The following is a 25024-nucleotide window of genomic DNA, read 5'->3' on the forward strand; positions in this document are numbered from 1 at the left end:
ATGACGCTCTACACCACGGACTACCTGGAGTATTACCTGACCCTGGTGGCTTGGGTGGTCAACAACGGCATCTGGAGCATCCTCGTGGCCAGCGGCGTGTTCGCGCTGCCGTTCGTGGCCATCGTGATCCAGGAATGGCTCAAGGCCCGCAGCGAAGGTGCGGACGAGGGCAACAAGGGCGTGCTGTCGTCGATGCGCATCGAGAACCGGGTGTGGGTGGCGATCGTGGTCATCCTGTTCGCCGGCATCCCGTTCATCCCGGTGGATCTCGCCACGATCAAGTTCGACACCACGCGGTCCGCGCAATGCCAGGTCAACGTCCCGCTGCCCAACGACACGGGCTGGTCCAACGTCTACACGGCGCTCAACGACCAGAGCGCGCTGGTGCCGGTGTGGTGGTTCTTCATGCACGCGCTGTCGAAAGCCGTGACGGGCTCCGCGGTGGCGGCGATTCCCTGCGGCACGGACCTGCGTCAGATTCGCATGGATGTGGATGCCACGCGCATCGACGATCCGGTGCTGGCACAGGAGGTCGCCGACTTCACGCACGACTGCTACGGGCCGTCGCGCGCCAAGCTGTTCATGAACCGGCCGACGCTCTCCGACGAGCAAATGAACGACGTCACCTGGATCGGGTCGAGTTACTTCCTCGACACGCCCGGCTTCTATGACACCTATCGCGCCAAGACCCCACGCACGGCCTGGCCCTACGACGCGACCCGCGATGCAGGGTTGGCACAGGTGGACAGCGGCGGCGGCTATCCGTCCTGCCGGCAGTGGTGGGCCGATGGCGGCCAGGGACTGCGCAGCCGGCTGCTGGCACAGGTCGACCCGGACCTACTGACCCGCATCGGGCGCTGGGCGGGCTTCCTGTCGCAGAGCGAGGTCAATGACTCGGTGATCCGCGCCGTGGTCTCACCGCGACAGCAGAAGATGAACCAGGGCGCCGTCTACACCGACTACGGTGGCCAGATCGACAAGACGCTGCCGAACGTTGTCACGCGCGGCGCAAGCGACCTGGGGTTGACCGTCGGCTCGCTGGCCTTCTTTCCCGCGATGGACGTGGTGCGCCAGGCGCTGCCGATGGTGCTGACGATGCTCAAGATGGCGCTCGTCATCTGCATCCCGCTGGTGCTGCTGATCGGCACCTACGACCTGAAGACGGTGGTGACGGTGAGCTGCGTCCAGTTCGCGCTGTTCTTCGTGGACTTCTGGTTCCAGCTCGCGCGCTGGATCGACAGCACGATCCTGGACGCGCTCTACGGCTGGGGGTTTGGCGCGGACAGGCCGCACACGAACTTCGATCCGTTGATCGGTTTGAACAACGCCTTTGGCGACATGTTGCTGAACTTCGTCATGGCGATGATGTTCATCGTGCTGCCGACGTTTTGGGTCATGGCATTGGCTTGGGCAGGCGTTCGCACGGGAAATATCGTGCAGGGGTTGTCCACCGCCACCTCGGACGCCAAGGGCGCTGGGGGGCGTGGCGCTGGTATGGCAATGAGCGCCGTATCGAAGAAGTGACCGCCGTTCAGTCGTCGTCGGTCACATGCGGGTCGATGCGCCAGTCGCTCTTGTCATAAAGCCCGAAGCCGTTGGGGCCTTCCCTCCACTCGGGTTGCGGTTCCTCTTGATCAGGGTCGTCGTGCTGCACGAGCCATGCAGCAGTCACCGCAAAGGCGAGCAGCAGGGCCAGCCAGAACGCGGAGTAGAGCAGCGCACCGAGCACGGCGAGCTTGACGATCCAGAGCACCGCCGTCGCCGCGCCCGCAGGCACCCCGCGCGTCACCAGCCAGCCGGCGACACGCTGCTCGCGGCGCAGGTATCCACGCCAGGCACGGCCAGCCCCCCGGCCCAGCCGGTGGCTCCAGCGCCCGTTGTGCGTGTTGGCGGTCATGCTCATATGCCTCGGCTTCAGTGGTGCCTCACCTCGCGGAGCGGCCGGTCGTGGCCTGCCCTCCAGCATAGACCGCGATCAGGAGGGCGGGTTGCGCCCGGCAGAGCCGGGTTGGCTCGGGTCGTAGGTCGATTAGATTATGCACAACAAATCAAACCTTATGCTACTTTCCATGCACGTTCTTGCAATGGCTCTAGGGGTCGATTGGATTCTGTGTTATTTTTATAACATGGATCGAAATTCTCGGCACCAGGTAATCAAGCGACTGCAGGCGGGACTCTCCCGTGGGGCGCCGTTCGACCTTGCCACCCTGAGCCAGTTCGGGGTGTCGCCCCAGCTCGCCGCCCACTATGCCGACGGCGGGTGGCTCGTGCGCCTGGCCCATGGCGTCTATGCCTTCCCGAACGATGAGTTCGGGGTCTACGGTGCGCTGAAGTTCCTGCAACAGCGTGTGCCCGGCCTGCACGTCGGCGGCAAGAGCGCCCTGGCCCTGCAGGGTGTGCGGCACAACCTGGGCAGCCGGGAGACGCTGGTGCTGTGGGGCGACGGTCGTTTCGCGTTGCCGGCCTGGTTCACCTCGCGCTTTCCGGCCCGCTACGTCCACGCCCGCCTGTTCGACTGGCCGGACACGACGCTGGCCAGCAAGACCCTGACCACGCCGCCTGGCCTGCCCGAGGATCTGCGGGTGGCAGCCCCCGAGCGTGCCGTTCTGGAGCTGCTGTACGAAGCCGGCGTCAAGCAGAGCCTCGAAGAGGCCCGCAACCTCTTCGATGGACTGCGTTCCCCCCGCAAGGACTTGCTCGGGCAACTGCTGTCTTGCTGCGCCAGCGTGAAGGCCGTGCGCCTGTTCCTCACCTGGGCGCGCGAGACCAGCCTCGTGGATGTCGATGCCCTGCTGGAGCAGTACCCGGTTCGCACCGGCAGCAACACGCGCTGGATGAGCCGGCTCGATGACGGCACCTTGCTGAGCCTGAGACCTCATGGATAAGACCTACGCGGACACCGTTCGCCTGCTGCTGGCCGTCGCGCCCGACGTGTTCGCCAACGACATCTTCGCCATGAAGGGCGGCACGGCCATCAACCTCTTCGTGCGGGACATGCCGCGTCTGTCGGTGGACATCGACGTGGTGTACCTCCCGTGGCAGACGCCGCGCGAAGAAGCGCTGCAAGCCATCAACCAGGAGCTGGCCGCCATCGCCACGCGCGTTGCGCCACTGGGCGTGCAGACACGCCTGGTTCGCGCCAAGGACCTGGGAGACACCAAGCTGATCGTCGAGAACGACGCCAGCCAGGTGAAGATCGAGGTCAACGTCGTGTTCCGAGGCAGCGTGCTGCCCGTCGAGCGGCGGCCGCTGAGCGCCAAGACCAGCGATCTGTTCGGCGTCGAGTTCGAGCTGCCGGTTCTGGCACCGGACGAGCTGTACGCCAGCAAGCTGGTGGCCGCGCTGGATCGGCAGCACCCCCGCGACCTGTTCGACGTGTGGCAGCTCTTTGAGTCGGGCGACATCAGCGACGGCATGGTCGAGTGCTTCGTGATCTATCTGGCGGGCCACAACCGGCCGCCCCACGAAGTGCTGTTCGGCAACGACAAGGACATCGCCGGCGAGTACGAGCGGGCCTTTGTCGGCATGACCGAAGTGGACTGCTCCCTGGAGACACTGCTCGACGCTCGCGCCAGGATGCGGCGCGAGCTGCCACAGCGACTGAGCACCGCGCACAAGCAGTTTCTGAGCGGGCTGGCGCGCGCAGAACCGGACTGGTCGCTGGTGCAGTGCCAGCACGCCGCGCAACTGCCGGCACTGCGCTGGAAGCTCGCCAATCTCGAAACCTTCCGCAAGCGCCGTCCCGACGACTTCGCAACGCAATCCGCCGCCCTCGACACCGGCTTGGGCCAGAGCTGACGAACATCCCGCAGCGCCCCACTTGCCGGGATTGCCCCATGCCGCATTCATCGTGGCATCCACGAAGCAGCGGCCCTATACCCAAAGGCTTCCGACAAAGGCCAAAGGGCTGGGAAGGGGCAAAGGAAGGGCGCCAAGGGGAAAGGCCCTATCCTGAAAAGGCCAAAAGGCGCCCCGAGCAGCCCGTCATCCGGGGTTCGCCATGCTCTCGCTGTTCCAGCGCAAAAGGGTGCCACCCGCCGCCGGCACACCGCCCACCTCCGCCATCGAAACTCCGAAAGGGTCGATGCGGCCGGAGTCGGCCGCATCGCTGCTGGCCACGCCGCGCCGGCAGAAACTGCTGGAACACATCTGGCAGCGCACATCGCTCTCGCGCCGGCAGTTCGCCACGCTCTACCTCGCCCCACTGGAGCGCTACGCCGAGTTGGTCCAGCAGTTCCCGGCCTCCGAGAACCACCACCACGCCTATCCGGGCGGCATGCTGGACCACGGCCTGGAGATCGTCGCCTATGCGCTGAAGCTGCGGCAGTCATACCTGCTGCCTGCGGGCGTCACGCCGGAGGCACAGGCGGCCCAGGCCGAAGCCTGGACCGCAGGCACGGCCTACGCGGCCCTGCTGCACGACATCGGCAAGATTGCCGTCGATCTGCACGTCGAACATGCCGACGGCAGCATCTGGCATCCCTGGCACGGCCCGCTGCGAAAGCCCTACCGCTTCCGTTACCGAAAGGAGCGCGAGTACCGCCTGCACAGCGCCGCCACCGGGCTGCTCTACGCGCGCCTTCTCGATCGGGACATCTTCGACTGGCTCAGCGGCTATCCCGACCTCTGGGCCGCGCTGCTGTACGTGCTGGCCGGCCAGTACGAGCACGCCGGCACGCTCGGCGAACTGGTCGTGCAGGCCGACCAGGCATCGGTCGCCCAGGAACTCGGCGGCGATCCCAGTAAGGCGCTGGCGGCACCCAAGCATGCGCTGCAACGCAAATTGCTCGACGGCTTGCGCTACCTGCTCAAGGAGGAATTCAAGTTGAACCAGGCCGGCCCGGCGGACGGCTGGCTGACCCAAGACGCCCTGTGGCTGGTGAGCAAGACCGTCTCCGACAAGCTACGCGCACATCTGCTGTCGCAGGGCATCGACGGCATCCCGGCGAGCAATACGGCGGTGTTCAACGTGCTGCAGGATCACGGCATCGTGCAACCGACGCCGGATGGCAAGGCGATCTGGAAGGCTGCGGTCACCAGCGAGGCCGGCTGGTCGCACGCCTTCACCTTCCTGAAACTCTCGCCGGCGATGATCTGGGATGCCGCCGACCGGCCGGCGCCGTTCGCAGGCCGTGTGCAGGTCGAAGAGGAACAAGCGGAGCCGACGCCGCAGGCGCCGGCGGTGGCCGATGGGCCGCGCGCGGAAGGCATCGAAGCTGCATCCGCGAGCACGGCGCCGGTCGCATCCGCAGCCATGGACACCGGCGTGGCCGCGCTGCTCGACCTGCTGGGCGACACCGCTCCACCCACGGCACCGGAGATCCCGAGTTCCCCTGTTGCCGAGCCCGAGCCGGCCCCTTCGACCGTGCCCCCGCCGCAGATGGGCCTCGCGCCTTCCCAGGATCGCGCGGAGCCCTCCGGGGCGCACTTCATGGCCTGGCTGCGTCAGAGCATCCAGACGCGCAAGCTCATCATCAACGACGCCAAGGCCCTGGTGCATACCGTCGCCGGTACGACCTACCTCGTCAGCCCCGGCGTGTTCCAGCGCTACGCGCAGGAGTACCTTCAAGTCGCCGCGCTGGCCAAGCAGGAGAAGCTGGAGGGGTGGCAGTGGGTACAGAAGCGCTTCGAGAAGCTGGGACAGCACCGCAAGCAGCCGAGCGGGCTGAACATCTGGACCTGCGAAGTCACGGGGCCGCGCAAGTCGCGCCGGCTGCACGGCTACCTGCTCGCCAGCCCGGATGCGCTGTTCCAGGAGACGCCGCCAGACAACCCATACCTGCGGCTCCTGCATGAGGACTTCTTACCAAGCGCGAACCCTCTGTAAAACCTGCCCCCTATCCAAGCCGGGAATTAGCAATCTAGGTTGAGCAGGTCGTGAGCTGCATTAAGCGCATGCTGAGCGGCATCGCCCCCCATTTAGCAACCGATCACGGTTAAGCCCGCCTCCGCGAACCCATGCTGTGGGTAGGTGCCCGTTTTCGGCTCGTCTTATGAAAAAAGGTGAGCGTCCAGCCGTCCCATCGTTACTCAGGTTGAGACGCCGAGGGGCAACAGCTCCTCGATCTGGCTGTTGGGCCAGATGGGCAGTTTTTCCCGGGGTGTCCTTGAGCCAGGCGCCGGGCTCGAGACCGTTCAGTCTGGTGGTGGCCAGCACGCTCTGGATGGCGGCGGCGCGGTAGCTGCAGCCGGTCGTGTAGGGCCTGCAGTTTGGGCAGGGCTTTCTGTTCACGCAGCAGCTGCCGGACGGCCGCGTCGAGTGCGGGGGCGCGCCAATCGAGGGCATAGAGATCGGCGATGCGCCGCAAGGCCTCGGCTGTCACTGGGCTCCAGGTCGTTGCTGCGGTAGGCCCAGAGTAGGCCCAGAGATAGGGGCGTTTGGTTTTCCCCTCGCCGGGATTGAGTTGCTGCAGAGGGAGTTTCATCGGCATGCAGCACCTGGCGTTGGAGCAATAAGGCGCGCAGCCGATCCACCAGGGGGCTCAAGGCCACGCCGTAGCGCCCGACTCACTCGGCGAGGGCCGAACGGGCAGGGTGACGCCGTCACGGGCAGCGATCTGTTCGAGGCGGTAGAGCGGCAGGCGGTCAGGTCAGGGGCGGCCATGCCGCCTTCGATCACTGCTGGCGGAACCGGCGCGGCGCTGATGCTTTCGCACGGGCGGCAGGCTTATTGCGGGCGACTGTGCCGGTGGACGAAGGACCTGGCCAGGATCAGGTCGAGCTGCTCGCTGATGTCTTCGCCGATCTTGACCAGCGCGGCGCTGCATTCGGCGGCATGGAACTAGCGAAAACGGCCTTGATGCAGACGGCGCTGACCCAACCACACACCGGTGCCGTCCTACTGCAACAGCTTGAGCCGCGAGCCGTGCCGATTGCGAAAGGCATAGGTCGTGCCATCGCAGGGTGGTCGCCCGAGGGCCTGCTGAAGGTGCACCAAAGCCCGTCGATCCCCAAGCGCATGTTGATCGGTCGGCCACCAGCCAAACCTGGGCCGGCATTCGCGTCAGACCATCCCCCGCAGCAATCCGGCCAACCAGCTTGCATCGACGTCCGCCGGCAACGCCAACCGCCAGCCACTGGCATGCCTGCAGCAGCCACACCCCTGCCGCTGCCACGGGCACCAGGGTAAGCGGCGTGGCCGCCCGCTTGCTGCGTCTGATCCAGTAGGCCAGTGCCTCGGGTTTGAGCGCATGCTACTGGCAATAAGCAACTGCGTCAGCCCGCTGTCCTGCCAGGCCTGAACATGCCGAGCCCAGGACTCGCGGCGCGCGTGCATCGTTTCCATATAAATCCCCTACTGGAAAAGCACAGGATGCAGGGCGGGGTGTTCGAGCAAAAGGGGGGGGGCGCTTACTGTCGATACGCGGCGGCAGCCGCAAGACCGTCGCCGCGAGCAGCCTGTCCAGCACGCTCGAATACATGGATGAAAAGCGCATGCAGGCTGATACCGGTAGTTTGCGAAACGGCGCGGAGGATCAGCGTGGAGCTGGGCAGCAGCCAGGGTAGTTGGCTGCATGCCGAGAAGATCGGTGGCTTTTGCTGCCTGGTGGGTTCCGCGCGTTCGAGATTCGGGTTAATGAGATGGTCATCCCCACCCTCCGAGGGCACACTTTCGCAGGGTGTTTTATTTCGGAGGCCATCATCACGAGCGCAGTTGCACTGGTAGGGATTGATCCGGGCAAGCAAAGCTTTCATCTATACGGAAAAGACGGTTCTGGCCGGAAGATCTTTCGCACGAAAGCGACACGCCAGCAAATGATGCGATTGCTTGGCATCCTGCCGGCTTGCACGGTGGTGATGGAAGCCTGCGCCGGAGCGCACTTTATGGCGCGCCAACTGACGGCGCTCGGGCATCAAGTGAAATTGATCTCGCCGCAGTTCGTGCGTCCTTTCGTCAAGGGCAACAAGAACGACTTCATTGATGCCGAAGCGATCTGCGAAGCCGCCTCGCGGCCCAGCATGCGCTTCGTCTCGCCCAAGACCGAGGCCCGGCAAACGCTTTCGGTATTGCACCGGATGCGTGATTCGCTGGTGCGTGATCGTACCAAGACGGCCAACCAGGCCCACGGTTTCCTGCTTGAGTTCGGCATCAGCCTGCCCAAGGGACTATCGCTGGTCAGACGACTGCCGAGCACGTTGGATGAGCATGAGCTGCCGCCTCGGCTGGTCGCACTCCTAACGCGCCTGCATCAGCATTCACGCTATCTGGACGGACAGATCAAGGCACTGGACAAGGAAATGACCACCCAGCTTGAGGAAGATGACCTGGGGAGTCGCTTGCTGACGATTCCCTGTGTCGGCCCGATCACGGCCAGCCTGTTATCGGCCGAAATGGCGATGGCAAGCAGTATGGCGGCAGCCGTGATTTCGCGGCATCGGTGGGGCTGGTGCCCCGCCAGCACAGCACCGGCGGTCGAGCCAATTTGCTGGGGATGAGCAAACGAGGGGACAAGAATTTGCGGCGACTTCTAGTGCAATGCGCCCGGGTCTAGCCGCAGCGCCTGAAGCATCAGCAGGGCGCCCTGGCCGACTGGGTCCGTTCGCTACGAGAGCGACGCCGCTCGAATCACTCGAATGTAGTGGTGTGCGCCCTGGCCAACAAGTTCGCCCGAATCGCCTGGGCGATCGCTGCCAACCACTCGGAATTCGAAGCAGGGCCAGTCGTCTACGCCGCCTGATCCGGCCATTACAGCTGTACCACGGAACACCCTTCCAGGTTTTGCGATGCTGAACAACCGATGACGTGAACGGCCACCGGCTTGGTGAAGAACCTGACATAAAAAACGGCTTTCGAAGCCGCCGGCTTGTCAGGATCACCAGGCGCGACTCTCATCGTGGCGCGAGGCAGCCCAAACGAGACGCCGGATAGATTTACGCAAGCCATAGAATCATCGCTGGTCAGTATTGCAGAAACGGGGTGACCGTAAATTTTTTCTTCAAAAAAATCTCTTGCAGCACCCATCAGGCGGCGACCGCCGCCACCACCCCCACTCAAGACGCCAGAATCTTCCCCGGATTCATGATCCCGTGCGGATCGAGCGCGCGCTTCACCGTCGCGATCAAGGACAGCTCCGCCGGATTGCGGCTGTAGTGCAACCACGGCCGCTTGTGCAGCCCAATGCCGTGCTCGGCCGAGACCGATCCCGACAGGCTGCGCACGATAGCGTAGAATGCGGCCTCGATGCGCTGTTCGGTCTTGCGGTCGTCAGTCGGCAGCGAACCCACCACGATATGCACGTTGCCGTCGCCGACGTGGCCGAAGTAGATCGCCCGAACGCCGGGGAAATCGCGCGCCAGCGCCTCGCGCATCCGGGCCACGCATTCCTCGATGCCCGAGATGGGCGCGGACACGTCGAAGTTGATGGTGGGCGCGAAGGTGCGCAGCATCTCGGAGATGGCATCGCGCAGTTCCCAGAAGGCTTGGGTCTGCGTGTGAGATTGGGCCACGGCGGCGTCGGCGATCCAGCCTTCGGCCAGCGCGTGTTCCAACATCGCCTCGAAGCGCGCCGCATCCTCTTCGGGTGCGGCCGCCTGCAGGTCCAGCAGCACGTATAGTGGATACGTGGCCGGCAGCGGCGCGGCGATGCCGCCGGCGGTTGTGGCCGCGGCATAGTAGTCCTGCCACATCATCTCGAATGCGCTGACCCGGCCGCCCAGGAGGTGCTGCGCATGGCGCAGCAGCTTGATGGCCGAGCCGAAATCGGGCGCGGCTACCAACGCGGTATTGGCGCCCGAGACGCCCGGATGCAGGCGGAGCACGGCCTGCGTGATGATGCCCAGCGTGCCCTCGGTGCCGATGAACAGATGCTTCAGATCGGGGCCGGCATTGTTCTTGACCATCTTGTTCATCATGGACAGCACGGTTCCGTCGGGCAGCACGGCTTCCAGTCCCAGCACCAGGTCGCGCGCCATGCCGTAGCGGATCACGCGGTTGCCGCCCGCATTGGTGGCGATGTTGCCGCCGATCTGGCATGAGCCGCGCGCGCCCAGGTCCAGCGCGAACAGAAAGCCCGCCGCCTGCGCGGCTTCCTGAACGACCTGCAGCGGCGTGCCGGCCAGCACGGTCATGGTGGCTGAGGCAGGGTCCAGTTCGACCACGCCGGACATGCGCTCCAGTGAAACGAGCACGCAGCCTTCTATCGGCGTGGCACCGCCGGCCAGGCCGGTCAGCCCGCCCTGCGGCACCACCGGGCAGCGTCCTGCATGGCATAATGCCATCACGCGCGCAATTTCGGCGGTGTCGTGCGGGCGCACCAAGGCCAGCGGCCTGCCGCCTTCCTCGCCGCTCCAGTCGTTCAGGTACCGGGCCTCGATGTCGGCGCCCGCCAGCACTTCGCCGATGCTGGCGTCGGCGCGCAGCGCGGCCAGAATTCGTTTAGGGTTCCAGGGCCCGGACGCCGGTTCCGATGCAGTGATGTTCATGAAGAGACTCCTCTTCCAGTTTATGGAACGGCCAGCGTGTCCAGCCTTTATAATGGGCGGCCGCGGATTCTGGGGAAAGAGCGAGTTACTAACCCGAAATTTTGTATCCGGACAGTCAAAAAGTTTTCCGATAAGTATCCGTGAAACCCATAACACGCTGATGCTTTTGTGTTTTTATGATGTCAGACAATACCGCGAATATTATTGCGATGTTCGGATACTTTGTTCCTCATTAGTAACAGGCGAGGAAGTGGGTAGATTGGCAGTCGCTAAACATCCCAACCCCCACACCCTGCTGTCGCTATGCAGCCGCCAGGCGATTCGCCCATTCTTCGAGTGGCTCGGTGAGCACTGCCGGCATATCGAGGCGGTCGCCATGGACATGAACACCGCTTTCGACCTGGAAGTGAAGCGGCACTGCCCTCAAGCCGAAGTGGTGTACGACCTGTTCCATGGGGTGGCGCGCTACGGTCGTGAGGTGATCGACCGTATCCGCGTCGACCAGGCCAACCACCTTGCGCGATAACAAACCAGCGCGCAAGGTGGTCAAGCGCAGCCGCTGGCTGCTGCTGCGCAACGCTGAGCACCTCAAGGGCGGCCAAGCCGTGCAGTTGCAGGAATTGCTCGCCGCCAACCAGCCATTGGCCCACGGTCTATCTGCCACCGCCAAACTGAACGGGCTTGCCGACCTAGCATCCATCGGCTGATCTGTTTCTCGCTCCGCTTATTACCGAAACCGCCTAAAGAGATCAGAAGGCCAATCAATGCTGCTGATTTCCCTTCTGGAAGCCAGCCGCATGATGCGTTCGGGCGCGAAAGTCAAAATCTGCCTCTACCCCAAACTGGATGCCTCATGATGCCCTATGGCCGCCAAGCCCGCTGCCGCGCAGGCTTCGTCCTGCCCCTCGTCGGCCCCAGAGACGCCGATGCCGCCGATGCATTCACCATCGAGCAGGATCGGCAGGCCCCCGCCGAACACCACCAGCCGCTCGCGTCTTGGCAGGCCGATGCGCAGGCGCGGGTTGTCACCCAGCACGTCGAGCCAGTCGCGGGTGGAGAAGCCGAAGCTCACGGCGGTGTATGCCTTGTCTTCGGCAATTTCCCGTGAATGTAGAAAGGCGCCGTTCATGCGGAGATAGGCCAACGGCAGGCCGGAGTGGTCAACCACGCAGACGTTAATGCGCACGCCTAGCTTCTCTGCATGTGCCACGGCCGCACGGGTGGCGGCATAGGCGGCTTCCCAGTGCAGCGAGCGTTGATTCGTTGTTCTCATGTGCCGGACTCTGTGCAGGAGGAGGCAGGTTCATCGACCAATGGCCTTGGCGCTTTCGCCGCCGATGCCGAAGTGGCCTTTGGGCATCTCGGTTATAATCACTCGCACGCTGGTCAGCGGCGCATCCAGGGAGCGCGAGATGGCCTCGCTGACTTCGCGAATGAGGGTTTCCTTCTGCTCGTCGCTGCGGCCTTCAAGGATGTGGATCTGGGCAATAGGCATGGTGTGCCTCCTGAAGAAGAGGCCGCCCGGGCAGGGCGGCCGGATGGCTCAGACGAAGCGCGCGGAGACGCTGCCAAGCCCCTGGTAGCGCACGGTGATGTTGTCGCCCGGCGCTACTGCGACGGCGGCGGTGATGCCGCCAGTCATGATGAAGGTGCCGGCCGGTATGTGTTCGTCGCGCTCTGCCAGCAGGTTGGCCAGCATGGCCACGCTGGACAGCGGATGGCCGAGCACTGCGGCGCCGGCACCAAGTTCCACCACCTCGCCGTTCTTCTCCATCACCACGCCGAGAGTGCGCAGGTCGACCTCCTCGAGGTTGGCCATGCGGCCTCCGGTGATGTAGCGGGTCGACGAGGCGTTGTCGGCCACCACGCTGATCAGGTCGAACTTGAAATTCTCATAGCGCGAGTCGATTACCTCGACGGTGGGGATCACGTAGTCGACCGCGGCGATCACGTCGCCGATATGGCAACCAGGCCCGACCAGCGGTGCCTTGGTGACCACCGCGATTTCCGCCTCGATCTTGGGGTGGATCAGCTTGGAACAGTCCACCGTGCCGCCGTCGGGCACGCTGAAGTAGTCGGCGAGAAAGCCGTAGATCGGCGTCTCCACGCCCATCTGTGCCATCTTCGCCCATGAGGTCAGGCCCATCTTCAGGCCGACGATCTTGTTGCCGCGCTCCTCCTTGCGCCGGCGGATTTCCCACTGGATGTCGTAGGCATCGGCGAAGGTCATCTCGGGATAGTCGTTGGTGACCTTGTGGATGTCATGGGCCTGCAATTCGGCGTTCTCGATGTGCTCGGCCAGGGCCAGCACCTGCTCGCGGTTGAGGGTACGGTTCATGCGCTCACCTTCTGGTTCTGGCGGGCCCGGGACATATCCAGGGCGAGGTCTTCGATCATGTCTTCCTGGCCACCGACGGTGCCGCGGCGCCCCAGCTCGACCAGAATGTCGCGGGCCGGCACGCCGTATTTCTTCTCGGCGCGCTGGGCGAACAGCAGGAATGAGCTGTATACGCCGGCATAGCCCAGGGTCAGCGCATCGCGGTCGACGCGGATCGGCTGGTCCATCATCGGCACGACGAGGTCTTCGGCCACATCCATGATCTTGTAGAGGTCGATGCCGGTTTCCACGCCCATGCGCTTGCACACCGCGACGAAGACTTCCAGCGGGGTGTTGCCGGCACCCGCGCCTAGCCCTGCGACCGAGCCGTCGATGCGCGAGGCGCCGGCCTCGATGGCCGCCAGCGAGTTGGCGATGGCCATGCCCATGTTGTGGTGGCCGTGGAAGCCGATCTCGGTGGCCGGGTTCAGCTCGGCGCGCAGCAGGCCGATCTTCTCGCTGACTTCATCGGGCAGCATGTAGCCGGCGGAGTCGGTGCAATAGATGCAGTTGGCGCCGTAGCTTTCCATCAGCCGCGCCTGCTCCAGCACTTTTTCCGCGCTGATCATGTGCGCCATCATCAGGAAGCCGACGGTATCGGCGCCCAGCTTGCGCGACATGCCGATGTGCTGCTCGGAGACATCGGCCTCGGTGCAATGCGTGGCCACTCGAATGGTGGAGACGCCACAGTCGAGCGCCATCTTCAGGTGGTCGACCGTGCCGATGCCCGGCAGCAGCAGGGCGGATACCTTGGCCTGCTTGAGGCGCGGGATCACCGCACGCAGGTATTCCTCGTCGCTGTGCGCGGGGAAACCGTAGTTGATCGAGCGACCGCCGAGGCCGTCGCCGTGGGTGATCTCGATCAGTGGCATGCCGGCGGCGTCGAGGCCGGTGGCGACCGCGATCATCTGCTCGAGGCTGATCTGGTGGCGCTTGGCGTGCATGCCGTCGCGCAGGCTCATGTCGTGCAGGGTGACGTTCTTGCCTTGCAGATTCATGGTGCGACTCCTTTAGGCCAGTGCCGCTTCACGACGTGGCAGTTGAATGGTGCCGCTGGCGATTTCCTCGGCGAACATCTCGCCGGTGCGCAGGGCGGCGGCGGTCATGATGTCGAGGTTGCCGGCGTACTTGGGCAGGTAGTCGCCCAGGCCCTCGACCTCCATGAAGATCGAGACGCGGTTGCCGTCGAATACCGGGCCATTCTTCAGCCGGTAGCCGGGCACGTACTTCTGCACCTCGGCGATCATCGCGTGGACCGATGCGGTGATCGCATCCTGGTCCGGTTCGGTTTCGGTCAGGCAGTGGATGGTGTCGCGCATCATCAGCGGCGGCTCGGCCGGGTTGACGACGATGATCGCCTTGCCTTCCTTGGCCCCGCCGACCTGCTCGATGGCGCCGGCGGTGGTGCGGGTGAACTCGTCGATGTTCTTGCGGGTGCCCGGGCCGATGGAGCGCGAGGACACGGTGGCGACGATCTCGCCGTAGGCCACCGGCTGCACGCGCGATACCGCGGCGACCATCGGGATGGTGGCCTGGCCACCACAGGTGACCATGTTGACGTTCATTTCCAGCGTGCCGACATGCTGCTTGAGGTTCACCGGCGGCACGCAGTACGGGCCGATGGCGGCCGGGGTCAGGTCGACCATCAGCACGCCCAGCTCGTTGAGCTTGCGGCTGTTCTCGGCGTGTACATAGGCGGAGGTGGCATCGAAGGCGATGCGGATATCGTCCTCGAGCACGTGCGGCAGCAGGCCGTCGACGCCCTCGGCGGTGGTCTTCAGGCCGAACTCGCGGGCGCGCTTGAGGCCATCGGACTCGGGGTCGATGCCGACCATCCAGACCGGCTCGATCCACTCGGAACGCAGCATCTTCATCACCAGATCTGTGCCGATGTTGCCCGGGCCGATAATGGCGGCTTTCAGTTTCTTGCTCATCAGGCTGTCCTCGATCAGATGAAGCGCACGGAGGCGCTGCCGATGCCGCCGATCTCGACGCGCATGAAATCACCGGCCTTGACCGGTTCCAGCGGAACCAGCGAGCCGGACAGGATCACTTCGCCGGCCTTGAGGCCAATGCCGAAGTGGCCGAGGGTGTTGGCCAGCCAGGCCACGCAGTTGACCGGCGAGCCGAGCGCAGCCGCTCCAGCGCCGGTGGAGAGCAGCTGGCCGTTCTTCTCAACCAGCATGCCGCAGGTGACCAGATCGACCTGGCGCGGTGAGACGGCCTGGTCCCCCAGCACGAACAGCCCGCAGGAGGCGTTGTCCGCGACGGTGTCCTGGATCTTGATCTTCCAGTCCTGGATGCGCGAATCGACCACTTCGAAGCAGGGGATCACGCATTCGGTGGCAGCCAGCACGTCGGCGTTGGTCACGCCCGGCCCCATCAAATCCTTCTTGAGGATGAAGGCGATCTCGCCCTCGGCGCGTGGCTGGATCAGCCGCTCGCTGATCGGCATTGCCTCGCCGCTGTTGTAGACCATGGCATCGGTGAGGTAGCCGAAGTCCGGCTGGTGCACGCTGAGCATGTTCTGCACGGCCTTGCTGGTGACGCCGATCTTCTTGCCGATCACCCGCTCGCCGGCCGCCAGGCGGCGTTCGAGCATGCGCAGGGAGATGTGGTAGGCGTCCTCGACCGTGATGTCGAAGCCGCGGCTGGTCAGCGGCGACACGGTCTCGCGCTGGACCATCGCCTGGTAGAGCTCGTCGCCGAGTTCGTTGATCAATGTCTTGTCCATATCGGTCTCTCTCAGGAATGGAGGGCGTCGGCCTCGGCGAGGAAATTCTCGACCAGGCGGGCGAAACGCTCGGCGTGTTCGATCTGGGTCCAGTGGCCGCAATGGCCAAAGACGTGGAGTTGGGCGTTGGGAATCCACTGCGCGAGGGTCAGCGAAGCCTGCAGCGGGATGATCCGATCCTCGCGGCCATGGATGACCAGGGTTTCGTGGGGCAGGGCGCGGATATCGGCCTCGTTGCTGGCCAGATCGTCGACTCCGTTCTGCCGTGGCGGCGGGAACATCGCGGCGAACGACTCCTGGAAGCCCGGGCGGATGCTGGCTTGGTAGCGCAGCTCGGCCAGCTCGTCGTTGACCAGGGTGCGGTCGTGGGCGAACAGATCGAGCAGCCTGCGCATGTTGGCCAGCGACGGCGTGTAGCCCCACGCCATTTCCAGCCCCTCGGTGATCGGAAAGGCCACGCCGACGCTGCCCATCAGCACCAGCCGGCGCACGCGCTCGGGGTGACGGATGGCCAGTGCCAGCGCCAGCCCGCCGCCGAACGAGTTGCCGACGATGTCGGCCTGCTGGATGCCGAGGGCGTCGAGCACGCCGATGGCATGCTCGACCCAGCGCGCCTGGCTGTATTGTCCATCGGCCGGACGTTCGCTGTAGCCGAAGCCGAGCATGTCCGGAGCGACCACCCGGCGCGTCTGCGCCAGCTGCGGAATGATCCCGCGCCAGTTGGCCCAGGCGGTGACGCCCGGCCCGGAGCCGTGGATCAGCAGAACCGGGAAGCCTTCGCCCTGATCATGCAGGTTGGTGCGGTAGCCAGCGGCGAGGATTTCGCGACCGATTTCAGGGCTTTGCTGCGGTGCGTTCATGGCCAGCTCCTCAGAGTTTCACACAGATGTTTTTCAGCTCGGTGTAGAATTCCAGCGAGTGCACACCCCCTTCGCGCCCGATGCCCGACTGCTTGCTGCCGCCGAAGGCGGTGCGCAGGTCGCGCAGGAACCAGCTGTTGACCCAGACGATGCCGGCCTCGATCTGCCCGGCGACGCGGTGGGCGCGCGAAGCGTTCTCGGTCCAGATCGCCGAGGCCAGGCCGTAAGGCAGGCTGTTGGCCAGTTCAATGGCTTCCTCCTCGCTGTCGAACGGGCGGATATGGCAGCAGGGGCCGAAGATTTCCTCGGTGACCACCGCCGAATCGTCGGTCAGGCCGGTCCAGATGGTCGGCTGCACCCAGGCGCCGCCGGCCAGGTGCGCCGGCATCTCCGGCACGCCGCCGCCGGTGACAACGGTGGCGCCGTCGTCGACTGCCTGCTGGTAGTAACTGAGGACTTTTTCACGGTGCTTGTGGCTGATCAGCGGGCCGAAATTGGCCTCTGGATCGTTCGGTTCGCCGATCTTCAACGCTTCGGCGCCGGCCTTCAGGCGGGCGACGAACGCGTCGAAGATCGGCCGCTCGACATACACCCGCTCGGTGCCCAGGCAGACTTGGCCGCAGTTGGCGAAGGCCGAGCGCAGGGTGCCCTCGATGGCCTTGTCCAGGTCACAGTCGGCGAAGACGATGCCGGCGTTCTTGCCGCCCAGCTCCAGCGACACCTGGCGCACGCCCTTGGCCGCGGCGCGCATGATGGTTTCGCCGGTGCCGGTCTCGCCGGTGAAGGTGTAGGCGTCGACGTCCGGGTGCTCGGTGAGGAAGGCCCCGGCCGAATCGCCGCCGAAACCGTGCACCACGTTGTACACGCCGGCCGGCACACCGGCGGCCTGCATCACCTCGCCGAGCAGGGTGGCGGTCAGCGGGGTTTCCTCGGATGGTTTGACCACCACGCAGTTGCCGCAGGCCAGGGCCGGGCCGACTTTCCAGGTCATCAGCAGCAGCGGCAGGTTCCACGGGCTGATCACGCCGATCACCCCCTTGGGCCGGCGCACGCCGTAGTTGAGTGCACCGGCGCCGTCCGGGGTGGCCATCTCGAAGGCTTCGGTCGGCACGTTCTTGATCAGGTCGGCGAACACCTTGAAATTGGCCGCGCCGCGCGGAATGTCGATGTGGCTGGCCAGGGATTTGGGCTTGCCGGTGTCCAGGCATTCGGCCTCGAGAAACTCATCGAAGCGCGCCGTGACGCCATCGGCCACGCGATGCAGAATCTCAGCGCGCTCGGCCACCGTCATCTTCCCCCATGGTCCCTTCAGCGCAGCGCGTGCCGCCCTGACCGCGGCGTCGACCTCGGCGCGGCCGGCCTCGTGCACGCGGCCGATCACCTGGCCATTGACCGGGTTGATGTCCTCGAAGGTGCGGCCGCTGGCCGAATCGACGAAGGCACCGTTAATGAAATGCTTGATCTCTTTCATCTGCGCAATCTCTGCAATAAGTCGAACCGAACCATCAGGTCAGCACGGTCATGAATCGTTCGTTGAGCACACGGTCGTGATAGAAGATCGCCTTGCCCAGGTCCTTAGCCAGCCAGGTCACCGGCTTGTGATCCGGATAGCTGTAGTTGCCGCCGCAGAACACCTCGCTGCGGTTACCGGACGGGTCGAAGAAGTAGATGGTCTTGCCGTGGGTCAGGCCATGACGGGTCGGGCCGATGTCGATAGAGGTGTCGGTCATGGAGATCAGGTCGGCGGCGCGAAGCACGTCTTCCCAGGTTTCGAGGTGGAAGGACACATGATGGAGGCGGCCTTTTTCCGGATGGTGAATGAAGGCCACGTCGTGGGCCTTGGTCGACAGACTGAGGAACTGGGCGACGCGCGTGCCATTTTCGTCCAGCACCTGTTCGGCCAGATAGAAGCCGAGCACCTTGGTGAACAGGTCATAGGTCGCCGGCAATTCGTCGCCATACAGTAGGCAATGATCGAAACGCACAGCCGCCATGCCTTTCAGATCGCGCGGCCATGCCTCGGGATTGACCTCATTCACACCCCACTTTCCAGTATATTCCTTGTCTGCATACAACTCGAAGTGATGCCCGGAGGGTGCCTGGAAGCGCACGCGCCGGCCACAACTGTTCAGCTCACCTGCGGGTAGCTGCTCAACGGCACAGCCATATGCCGTCAGATCCCGCTCCAGTTGCCGGAGAGCATCCTCATCCACAACCTTGAAACCCATAAAATCCATACCAGGTTCGTCGGCTTCGCGTAGCACCACGGAGAATTTGTCAACTTCGGTCCAAGCCTTGAGATAGACACGGCCCTGATCGTCACGGTCCATCTCGATCAGGCCCAGCAACTCGACGTAGTGTTCCAGGGCCTTGCTCATGTCCAGTACACGCAGCTGCACATGGCCGGGGCGCATTATACCTTTGTTCATGACGTCACCTTTTCTCTTTGTTGTGGGTCGACCGTATTTTCATAGCACGGCTTTGAATAACGCTCGATACATAGATCGCTACGGGCAAACAGTCGGCAGGCCAGGGCGTAGCCTTGTTCGCGGGCCTCTACCGGTACGTGCTTGCAGCTCATACGCCCGCATTCGTAATCACCGGTCAGCACCCGCACCTTACACAGGCCGCACCCGCCGCCGCGACAGCCAACTGGTAGGCAGTGCTTGTTCTGGGCCTCCATAGCACGAAGCACTGACTGCTGCGGCTGGCAGACGAAGCTCTCCCCATCAGGCCGTACAGTGATTTCAAAGACCGTTGGCATCCCGCCTCCGTCGGCATGTGCGTCAGTGGGCACCGCTGCAGGACCTCCAAATACAAGTCCTGACCAGTTTGGCGATTGCTAGGGAAGTATTGATTGTCATCGCGGGAGCGCTGATTATTAAGGTGTAACGGAACGAACTCTTGTTATTGGTTTGCATTGTTCTCTCTAGCGATGCTCTTTGGCGCAGCATGTATGAAATCCTAATGGGTTACCGTGGTATCTGCGGTCCACTGGCACCAATGCGGTGGCTGCCTGTGCTTAGATCAGAATCTAACTATATTTACAGATCCAACGGCTCCCATGGGCGTCGGCCTAGCGGCTGAAACAAAGTGATATTTTGCACCTAGCACTAAACGCAAGCCTATGTGTATCACGTAACCCGTTCGCAGAAAACACTTCAATTACTCGCCTTCGAAACCTTAGCCACTATCGACACGGCCTCTTACCCTTGACGCAGCGCAATTTGCTCATGCGCCTCCCAACCCATGCGCAGTCGGGCCTCAGCCACATCGGCATCGAGATCATGGTTCCATAGCCAGTCGAAACGAGTCGCCAGTATTTCCCCCACCAGCTGTTCGTCCGCACCTACAATGGGGTCGCGCAACTCGTATAACTCGCCGGTTTCCACAGTGGTTCGTTGCACACGACAGGCATGAGGGCGGCGCAGGTCGTCGTAAGCTCCAAGCAGCTCGGGGAGGTTGCCTGTTTCGGTCCGACTATCGCCCAACAGCCGGGCGAGGAAATAGGCGTCCTCAAGCCCTTGCCCTGCACCGGCCCCTTGGTGCGGCAGCATGGCGTGCGCTGCGTCGCCGATCAGGGCAACCCGACCGTGTACGTAGCCTGGCAGTTCCGGCAGGTCATGCAGTGCCCAGAGAGTTGGCGCCGGGATGCACTCCAGTAAGGCGCGCGGGGCATCGCCCCAGCCCGCGAACGCATCGAGCATCTCGCGCTGGCTCGCTTCCCGTACCCAGGGAGCGTCCGCGGGCCAAGTCGGTTCCGGCTGGCTACGGTCGGAGGTGAACGCTACCACGTTGACAATGCGGCCTTTTCTCACCGGGAAGGTAAGAATATGGCCATAGAGCCCTAAGTACATCTGCGGGACATCCACCAAGTGCTCGTCAATGCCATTTATTCTATAGGCTTCGCGCAGTTGCAGGCTATCTACCATGCCCCGGTATGCACAGGTACCGCTAAAACGTGGTTCTAAATGATCCAGCCCCTGACCTTCCAGCACATAGCTACGAAGCGCTGACTTAATGCCGTCGGCGCCGATTAGAAGATCGCAGCGGTACTCTGTGCCGTCGGCGAATAGCACTTGCAGTTCATCACCCTGCTGCTCGATTTGGGTGGCACGCTTCCTAAATTGGGCGATACCTTCTGGAAGGTGTTTTACTAGGGCGTCAAGGAAATCAGCCCTGTGTACAGAGGACTGACCTACGCCCGGCGCAATGGTGGCGCCTAGATAGCTGGCATCGCTACCGCGCCGCCATTCAAACCAAATATCCTCCCAAGGCTGCGGAGTCCGATCAGCAACCTGAAAGTAGGCTTGACCCAAACCCAAACCGACAATGGCGCGCACTGCGTTAGGCCCGAAGGACACACCAGCACCGACTTCACCGAACGCCGGGGCAGCCTCGAATAGCTGCACATTAAGATGGGAGTGTTTGCACAAGCTCAATGCCAAGGCAAGGCCTGAAATTCCGCCGCCGACTATAGCGACGCGCAAGGCTGGTTTCTTAGCGTTCATGTCGTTCATGCAATACCTGTCATGGCTTTATTATTGGGATATCTTCAACAGTAGCGAAGCCATAACTATTGATAAATACACTAATCCCTATATTATATATTCATGGGGAGAATGTACGATGCTGCCGCTTTGGCAGGAGGGTTCTACCCCGTTAGCACGGACACTTTCAAGTAAGCTCACACCGAGCTGAAGGAGTGTTCATGAAGCGCAAGAAATACAGTCCCGAGTTCAAGCGGGAAGCCATCGAGCTAGTTCGTCGTTCAGGGGCCAGCTGCCGACAGGTGGCCCTAGAGATTGGTGTGGCTCCCAACCTGCTCACCCGCTGGGTTCGGGAGGCGCAACCAGGCACTGAGAAAGTCTTCCCTGGAACGGGAAGTCCGCGGGATGAGGAGCTTGCCCGTCTCAAGCGCGAGTTGGCCCGAGTAACCAAGGAACGTGATTTTTTAAGAGACGCGGCAGCGTACTTTGCCAAGGAGTCATCGAGCGGTACACGGTGATCCAGCGCTGCCGCAACGAGTACCCGGTACGATTGATGTGCCGTTGCCTGAAGGTTTCTGCCAGCGGCTATTACGCCTGGCAGGATCGTGAACCAAGTGCGCGAGCTCAGGAGAATGCGCGCTTGGTGAAGCGCATTCGGGAGATTCACGAGGACAGCCGGGGCGTGATTGGAGCGCCACGAATGCACGAGGATTTGCTCGACGAGGGCGAAGTCGTCAGCCTGAACCGAGTTGCTCGCCTGATGGCGGCTGAGCGAATTCAAGGCTGGCCACGCCGGAAACGACGTGGCTTCGGAAGAGCCGTCAGTGGCCGCCCAGCAGGCGTGAAAAACCTCCTGGAGCGCGATTTCACTGCACAGGAACCGGAGCGCAAGTGGGTCACGGACATCACGGAAATAGCCACACTGGAAGGCAAACTCTTCCTGTGCGTAGTGCTCGACCTGTACAGCAAGCTGGTGATCGGTTGGTCGATGCATCACCGCCAGGATCGGCAAATGGTGATCCGAGCAGTGGAGATGGCAATCTGGCAGCGCCAGGGTGACTGGTCAGTGATCCTGCATTCGGATCGCGGCAGCCAATTCACCAGTGCTGACTACCAGCGCTTTCTGAATCGCAACACGCTGGTTTGCAGCATGAGTGCCGTCGGGCATTGCGGCGACAACGCTGCCTGTGAAGGCTTCTTCGGTCAGCTCAAACGGGAGCGGGTTGCCCATCAGTCGTATCGAACTCGCGATGAAGCACGAGCAGATCTATTCGATTACATCGAGCGGTTTCACAACCCGAGAATGCGTCGTAGAGTCGCCAGGCAAGATCTGAAGTTTTCAGCCCTTTTCAAACCGTCCGTGGAAATGGGGTAGAACCCGGACGACGTCCCAACATAGCGAGGCTCCATGGAACTGCATGACCTGGATTTAAACCTGCTGGTAGTATTCAACCAGTTGATGGTCGACAAGCGTGTCTCTATCGTCGCGCAAAGCCTAGGCCTAACCCAACCTGCCGTAAGCAACGCCCTGAAGCGCCTGCGCACCGCACTGCAGGACGAACTGTTCGTGCGTACCCACCAAGGCATGGAACCTACGCCCTATGCTGCACATTTAGCTGAGCCTATCGCCCATGCCATGCACAGTCTGCGCGAAGCGCTACATCACGAAGAGCGCTTCGATCCTTTAACCAGCGAGCGTACCTTCACCTTGGCCATGACCGACATTGGTGAGATATATTTCATGCCGCGGTTAATAGATGCGCTCGCTCGTAAGGCCCCCCATTGCACAATCAGCACGGTACGCGGCAGCTCGGTGAGTTTGGGACAGTCGTTACAAGACGGTACAGTAGATTTGGCCGTAGGCCTGCTACCCAACCTACAGGCCGGCTTCTTACAGCGTCGGCTTCTTCATAACCGCTACGTGTGCTTGTGCCGTAAGAACCACCCGGCCACCAGAGAGCCACTGACCTTGGAGCGCTTCTGTGCCTACAGCCATATACGTGTCATCGCCGCCAGCACTGGCCACGGCGAAGTAGATTCCCTTATGGCGCGAGCTGGCATCCGGCGGGACATTCGCCTAGAGGTTCCGCACTTCGTCGCCGTCGGCCATATCCTCCAGCATACGGAGCTACTCGCCACCGTACCTGAGCGCTTCGCTGACTGCTGTGTAGAGCCCTTCGGCTTGAATGTGCTGCCAATCCCCATCGACCTACCAGAAATCCCCATTAACATGTTCTGGCACGCAAAATATCACAAGGATTTAGCCAACATCTGGTTGCGACAACTGATGTTCGAGCTGTTTTCGGATTGAGTGACAATCCGGGGTGATCGATACGTAAGCGTACGCCGAACTCACCTTGCGTGATTCAGGCAGGTACCCACTGATGCGGCAGCAGTTGGCCGATTTCACTGGCCCGCTGCATAGGCAGCCGTGTCAGCACGTCCTTGAGATAGGCATACGGATCATGTCCGTTCATGCGGGCCGACCGGATCAGGCTCATGATCGCCGCCGCTCGTTTGCCGCTGCGTAGCGGCCCGGCAAACAACCAGTTCGATGGACTTGCCCCTACCAAACCGGACACCAACTCCCCGTTGATGCTACTGCCAAGCGCCTGAATTCCCTCGGCGAGCGATATTTCAAAGCGCTGTGCGGATGCTGCTCGTTGTAATGCTTGAACCGCCCCGGGTTTCGCGGAGGCTATCGTATTTGAGTCAGGCGGCAACTGGGATTGCTGCCTGACTCTGTTCGTATAGTGCCTCAAACTCCGCTGGTGGCCTATTTCCAATCGGTTCCAGCAAGCGCTGTTGGTTGAACCAGGTCACCCACTTCAGCGTTTCCCATTCCAGAGCCTCTACAGTTTTCCATGGCCCTTGCTTGTGGATCAACTCGGTCTTGTAGAGTCCGTTGATGGTCTCCGCCAAGGCGTTGTCGTAGCTGTCGCCGGTATTGCCAACCGACGGCTCGACGCCGGCTTGCGAGCCCCGGTCGCTATGATGAACCAGCCGGTGCGGCTCAGGCCGACAGCTGTGAAGTGCCTGTTCGAGCGCATCGAGGACAAACTCCGTGCGCATGTGCCGACTGACACGCCAGCCAACGATAAACCGGGAGTAGACATCCACGATGAACGCGACGTAGGCAAACCCCTGCCAGGTTGAAACGAAGGTGAAATCGGCCACCCAGAGCTGGTTGGGGTGCTCAGCCGTGAACTGCCGCTTCACCAAGTCTCTGGGATTGGCATTGCTAGGGTCAGCGCGTGTGGTTTTCACGGCCTTGCCTCGTGTTACACCACGCAGCCCCATGTCCCGCATCAACCGCTCCACTGTGCAGCGCGCTACGGTCTGGCGTTCGCGGAGCATCTGACGCCAGATTTTTCGGGCACCATAGACCTCGTAGTTCTCTTGCCAGACACGACGAATCTGCACGGTAAGCGCCTCGTCACGTATTGCGCGTGCTGATTGCCGTGATCGGTCGCGTAAGCGCGCAGCATGGCGTCGATAGGCCGATGGGGACACCTGCAGCACGCTGCACATTGGCTCGACCCCCAAAGGTTTTCCGGTGCTCGTCGATGAGTAGCCAGATCACTTCAAACGGCGGTCGAGCTCCGCCTGGGCGAAAAAAGCGCTGGCGACCTTGAGAATCTCGTTGGCCCGCTTGAGCTCGCGAATCTCGCGCTCCAGCTCTTTGATACGAGGATCTACCGACGGATTGGGTGTTGAGGGGGAAGATGCCTTGCGAATCCAGTTGCTCAAGGTCTGAGCGGTGCAACCGATCTTGCTGGATACCGCCTCAATGGCCGCCCACTGGGAAGCATGCGACTCACGGACTTCATAGACCATCCGTACGGCACGCTCGCGGACTTCAGGGGAAAACTTCGGTGGCTTTGGCATAGTGGCTCCAGTTTCTCAAAAGGTGGAGCCTCCGCGATAGCCGGGGCGGTTCAGATCAACATAAGCAGCCTCGACAAGGCCGCGACGTTAGCCCAGGTGGGTCAGTTTTACATCGGCCTTGACACATGCAGCTGCATACTTTCCCCTCAATATTCATGCCGGCGATGATATCTATACAAATTCGCTTATTTACTTATATAACAGCCTTCTCTATTTTTCACCCAACGGCATCATTAATGGGAGCGTGGTCAGA

Annotated in this window: 21 protein-coding genes, 4 pseudogenes and 1 other annotated feature; of the genes and pseudogenes, 8 read left to right on the forward strand and 17 right to left on the reverse strand. The window is 62.6% G+C overall.

The features are described 5' to 3' along the window. Positions 1-1524 carry a conjugal transfer protein TraG N-terminal domain-containing protein gene (locus KF707C_RS08070; protein WP_003451235.1) on the forward strand — a complete coding sequence of 508 codons (1524 nt, stop codon included), beginning with the start codon at positions 1-3 and terminating at the stop codon, positions 1522-1524. Positions 1525-1531: 7 nt separating this feature from the next. Here the strand turns inward: KF707C_RS08070 and KF707C_RS08075 are convergent, their stop codons facing one another. After that, positions 1532-1903, reverse strand: a complete 372-nt coding sequence (locus KF707C_RS08075) for a DUF3742 family protein (protein ID WP_003292113.1) — start codon at positions 1901-1903, stop codon at positions 1532-1534. A 223-nt stretch (positions 1904-2126) separates the two neighbouring features. On the opposite strand from KF707C_RS08075, the gene KF707C_RS08080 reads away from it, so the two are divergent. From KF707C_RS08080 to mobH, 3 genes are all read left to right on the forward strand, one after another. Beyond that, on the forward strand, positions 2127-2885 hold the full coding sequence (locus tag KF707C_RS08080; RefSeq protein ID WP_003451232.1) for a type IV toxin-antitoxin system AbiEi family antitoxin domain-containing protein: 759 nt from the start codon (positions 2127-2129) through the stop codon (positions 2883-2885). Beyond that, the gene (locus tag KF707C_RS08085; RefSeq protein ID WP_003451230.1) at positions 2878-3798 is read left to right on the forward strand and encodes a nucleotidyl transferase AbiEii/AbiGii toxin family protein; all 921 of its coding nucleotides are present in this window, start codon (positions 2878-2880) and stop codon (positions 3796-3798) included. The genes KF707C_RS08080 and KF707C_RS08085 overlap by 8 nt, the downstream gene beginning before the upstream one ends. A 202-nt stretch (positions 3799-4000) precedes the next feature. Then, positions 4001-5827 (forward strand): MobH family relaxase, encoded by a 1827-nt coding sequence (gene mobH, locus KF707C_RS08090; protein ID WP_003451228.1) that lies wholly within the window; start codon positions 4001-4003, stop codon positions 5825-5827. Between the two features lie 401 nt (positions 5828-6228). Here the strand turns inward: mobH and KF707C_RS30120 are convergent, their stop codons facing one another. Then, on the reverse strand, positions 6229-6492 hold the full coding sequence (locus KF707C_RS30120; protein ID WP_202967462.1) for an IS66 family transposase: 264 nt from the start codon (positions 6490-6492) through the stop codon (positions 6229-6231). A 175-nt stretch (positions 6493-6667) separates the two neighbouring features. Further along, complete coding sequence (locus KF707C_RS30125) at positions 6668-6754, reverse strand: hypothetical protein (RefSeq protein WP_075751106.1); 87 nt, start codon at positions 6752-6754, stop codon at positions 6668-6670. A gap of 887 nt (positions 6755-7641) precedes the next feature. Between KF707C_RS30125 and KF707C_RS08110 the strand changes: the two are divergent. Then, positions 7642-8678 (forward strand): annotated as a pseudogene (locus KF707C_RS08110) (IS110 family transposase). Between the two features lie 313 nt (positions 8679-8991). Here KF707C_RS08110 and KF707C_RS08115 read toward each other — a convergent pair. After that, on the reverse strand, positions 8992-10422 hold the full coding sequence (locus KF707C_RS08115; RefSeq protein WP_003451223.1) for an FAD-binding oxidoreductase: 1431 nt from the start codon (positions 10420-10422) through the stop codon (positions 8992-8994). 307 nt (positions 10423-10729) lie between these two features. Between KF707C_RS08115 and KF707C_RS08120 the strand changes: the two are divergent. After that, positions 10730-11066, forward strand: a pseudogene (locus tag KF707C_RS08120) (ISL3 family transposase); the annotation flags it as partial. A gap of 188 nt (positions 11067-11254) precedes the next feature. Here KF707C_RS08120 and KF707C_RS08125 read toward each other — a convergent pair. From KF707C_RS08125 to salA, 11 genes are all read right to left on the reverse strand, one after another. Next, positions 11255-11695, reverse strand: coding sequence for a GlcG/HbpS family heme-binding protein (locus KF707C_RS08125; RefSeq protein WP_017849597.1), 441 nt, complete (start codon positions 11693-11695; stop codon positions 11255-11257). Between the two features lie 30 nt (positions 11696-11725). Beyond that, positions 11726-11917: a 2-hydroxymuconate tautomerase gene (locus KF707C_RS08130; RefSeq protein WP_003292102.1), complete on the reverse strand. Its 192-nt coding sequence runs from the start codon at positions 11915-11917 to the stop codon at positions 11726-11728. Positions 11918-11965: 48 nt separating this feature from the next. Then, positions 11966-12760 carry a 2-oxo-3-hexenedioate decarboxylase gene (gene dmpH / locus KF707C_RS08135; RefSeq protein ID WP_017849598.1) on the reverse strand — a complete coding sequence of 265 codons (795 nt, stop codon included), beginning with the start codon at positions 12758-12760 and terminating at the stop codon, positions 11966-11968. Then, on the reverse strand, positions 12757-13797 hold the full coding sequence (dmpG, locus tag KF707C_RS08140; RefSeq protein ID WP_003450283.1) for a 4-hydroxy-2-oxovalerate aldolase: 1041 nt from the start codon (positions 13795-13797) through the stop codon (positions 12757-12759). The genes dmpH and dmpG overlap by 4 nt, the downstream gene beginning before the upstream one ends. Before the next feature lie 12 nt (positions 13798-13809). Next, positions 13810-14733, reverse strand: coding sequence for an acetaldehyde dehydrogenase (acetylating) (locus tag KF707C_RS08145; RefSeq protein WP_003292099.1), 924 nt, complete (start codon positions 14731-14733; stop codon positions 13810-13812). Positions 14734-14747: 14 nt separating this feature from the next. After that, the gene (gene dmpE, locus KF707C_RS08150) at positions 14748-15533 is read right to left on the reverse strand and encodes a 2-oxopent-4-enoate hydratase (RefSeq protein WP_003292096.1); all 786 of its coding nucleotides are present in this window, start codon (positions 15531-15533) and stop codon (positions 14748-14750) included. An 11-nt stretch (positions 15534-15544) separates the two neighbouring features. Further along, the gene (locus tag KF707C_RS08155; RefSeq protein WP_014819622.1) at positions 15545-16393 is read right to left on the reverse strand and encodes an alpha/beta fold hydrolase; all 849 of its coding nucleotides are present in this window, start codon (positions 16391-16393) and stop codon (positions 15545-15547) included. A gap of 10 nt (positions 16394-16403) precedes the next feature. Continuing rightward, the gene (locus KF707C_RS08160) at positions 16404-17864 is read right to left on the reverse strand and encodes a 2-hydroxymuconic semialdehyde dehydrogenase (protein ID WP_003292094.1); all 1461 of its coding nucleotides are present in this window, start codon (positions 17862-17864) and stop codon (positions 16404-16406) included. A 34-nt stretch (positions 17865-17898) separates the two neighbouring features. Continuing rightward, positions 17899-18822, reverse strand: a complete 924-nt coding sequence (locus tag KF707C_RS08165) for a catechol 2,3-dioxygenase (RefSeq protein ID WP_003292092.1) — start codon at positions 18820-18822, stop codon at positions 17899-17901. Continuing rightward, positions 18819-19157, reverse strand: coding sequence for a 2Fe-2S iron-sulfur cluster binding domain-containing protein (locus KF707C_RS08170; protein ID WP_003292091.1), 339 nt, complete (start codon positions 19155-19157; stop codon positions 18819-18821). The genes KF707C_RS08165 and KF707C_RS08170 overlap by 4 nt, the downstream gene beginning before the upstream one ends. A 442-nt stretch (positions 19158-19599) precedes the next feature. Further along, positions 19600-20913: a salicylate 1-monooxygenase gene (gene salA / locus KF707C_RS08175; protein ID WP_036993061.1), complete on the reverse strand. Its 1314-nt coding sequence runs from the start codon at positions 20911-20913 to the stop codon at positions 19600-19602. A gap of 191 nt (positions 20914-21104) precedes the next feature. On the opposite strand from salA, the gene KF707C_RS08180 reads away from it, so the two are divergent. Continuing rightward, positions 21105-22258 (forward strand): IS3 family transposase gene (locus KF707C_RS08180; protein WP_430458650.1). Its coding sequence is split into 2 segments (ribosomal slippage): positions 21105-21342 and positions 21342-22258, totalling 1155 coding nucleotides; the frame shifts between segments, so codons are not numbered across the junction. A 33-nt stretch (positions 22259-22291) separates the two neighbouring features. Beyond that, positions 22292-23194 (forward strand): HTH-type transcriptional activator NahR, encoded by a 903-nt coding sequence (gene nahR / locus KF707C_RS08185; RefSeq protein WP_017849601.1) that lies wholly within the window; start codon positions 22292-22294, stop codon positions 23192-23194. 55 nt (positions 23195-23249) lie between these two features. Here nahR and KF707C_RS08190 read toward each other — a convergent pair. Together KF707C_RS08190 and KF707C_RS08195 are read right to left on the reverse strand one after the other, a co-directional pair. Next, positions 23250-23438 (reverse strand): annotated as a pseudogene (locus tag KF707C_RS08190) (transposase domain-containing protein); the annotation flags it as partial. Between the two features lie 157 nt (positions 23439-23595). Then, positions 23596-24771, reverse strand: a pseudogene (locus KF707C_RS08195) (IS3 family transposase). Further along, positions 24388-24505: a sequence feature (AL1L pseudoknot), on the reverse strand. (Overlaps the previous pseudogene by 118 nt.) Positions 24772-25024: the final 253 nt, after the last annotated feature.

The organism is Pseudomonas furukawaii, assembly GCF_002355475.1.
In the GTDB taxonomy this organism is placed as follows: domain Bacteria; phylum Pseudomonadota; class Gammaproteobacteria; order Pseudomonadales; family Pseudomonadaceae; genus Metapseudomonas; species Metapseudomonas furukawaii.

Coding starts and splice junctions, on each gene's coding strand:
- KF707C_RS08070 (WP_003451235.1), top strand. CDS start 1: ATGACGCTCTACACCACGGACTACCTGGAGTATTACCTGACCCTGGTG.
- KF707C_RS08075 (WP_003292113.1), bottom strand. CDS start 1,903: ATGAGCATGACCGCCAACACGCACAACGGGCGCTGGAGCCACCGGCTG.
- KF707C_RS08080 (WP_003451232.1), top strand. CDS start 2,127: ATGGATCGAAATTCTCGGCACCAGGTAATCAAGCGACTGCAGGCGGGA.
- KF707C_RS08085 (WP_003451230.1), top strand. CDS start 2,878: ATGGATAAGACCTACGCGGACACCGTTCGCCTGCTGCTGGCCGTCGCG.
- mobH (WP_003451228.1), top strand. CDS start 4,001: ATGCTCTCGCTGTTCCAGCGCAAAAGGGTGCCACCCGCCGCCGGCACA.
- KF707C_RS08115 (WP_003451223.1), bottom strand. CDS start 10,422: ATGAACATCACTGCATCGGAACCGGCGTCCGGGCCCTGGAACCCTAAA.
- KF707C_RS08125 (WP_017849597.1), bottom strand. CDS start 11,695: ATGAGAACAACGAATCAACGCTCGCTGCACTGGGAAGCCGCCTATGCC.
- KF707C_RS08130 (WP_003292102.1), bottom strand. CDS start 11,917: ATGCCTATTGCCCAGATCCACATCCTTGAAGGCCGCAGCGACGAGCAG.
- dmpH (WP_017849598.1), bottom strand. CDS start 12,760: ATGAACCGTACCCTCAACCGCGAGCAGGTGCTGGCCCTGGCCGAGCAC.
- dmpG (WP_003450283.1), bottom strand. CDS start 13,797: ATGAATCTGCAAGGCAAGAACGTCACCCTGCACGACATGAGCCTGCGC.
- KF707C_RS08145 (WP_003292099.1), bottom strand. CDS start 14,733: ATGAGCAAGAAACTGAAAGCCGCCATTATCGGCCCGGGCAACATCGGC.
- dmpE (WP_003292096.1), bottom strand. CDS start 15,533: ATGGACAAGACATTGATCAACGAACTCGGCGACGAGCTCTACCAGGCG.
- KF707C_RS08155 (WP_014819622.1), bottom strand. CDS start 16,393: ATGAACGCACCGCAGCAAAGCCCTGAAATCGGTCGCGAAATCCTCGCC.
- KF707C_RS08160 (WP_003292094.1), bottom strand. CDS start 17,864: ATGAAAGAGATCAAGCATTTCATTAACGGTGCCTTCGTCGATTCGGCC.
- KF707C_RS08165 (WP_003292092.1), bottom strand. CDS start 18,822: ATGAACAAAGGTATAATGCGCCCCGGCCATGTGCAGCTGCGTGTACTG.
- KF707C_RS08170 (WP_003292091.1), bottom strand. CDS start 19,157: ATGCCAACGGTCTTTGAAATCACTGTACGGCCTGATGGGGAGAGCTTC.
- salA (WP_036993061.1), bottom strand. CDS start 20,913: ATGAACGACATGAACGCTAAGAAACCAGCCTTGCGCGTCGCTATAGTC.
- nahR (WP_017849601.1), top strand. CDS start 22,292: ATGGAACTGCATGACCTGGATTTAAACCTGCTGGTAGTATTCAACCAG.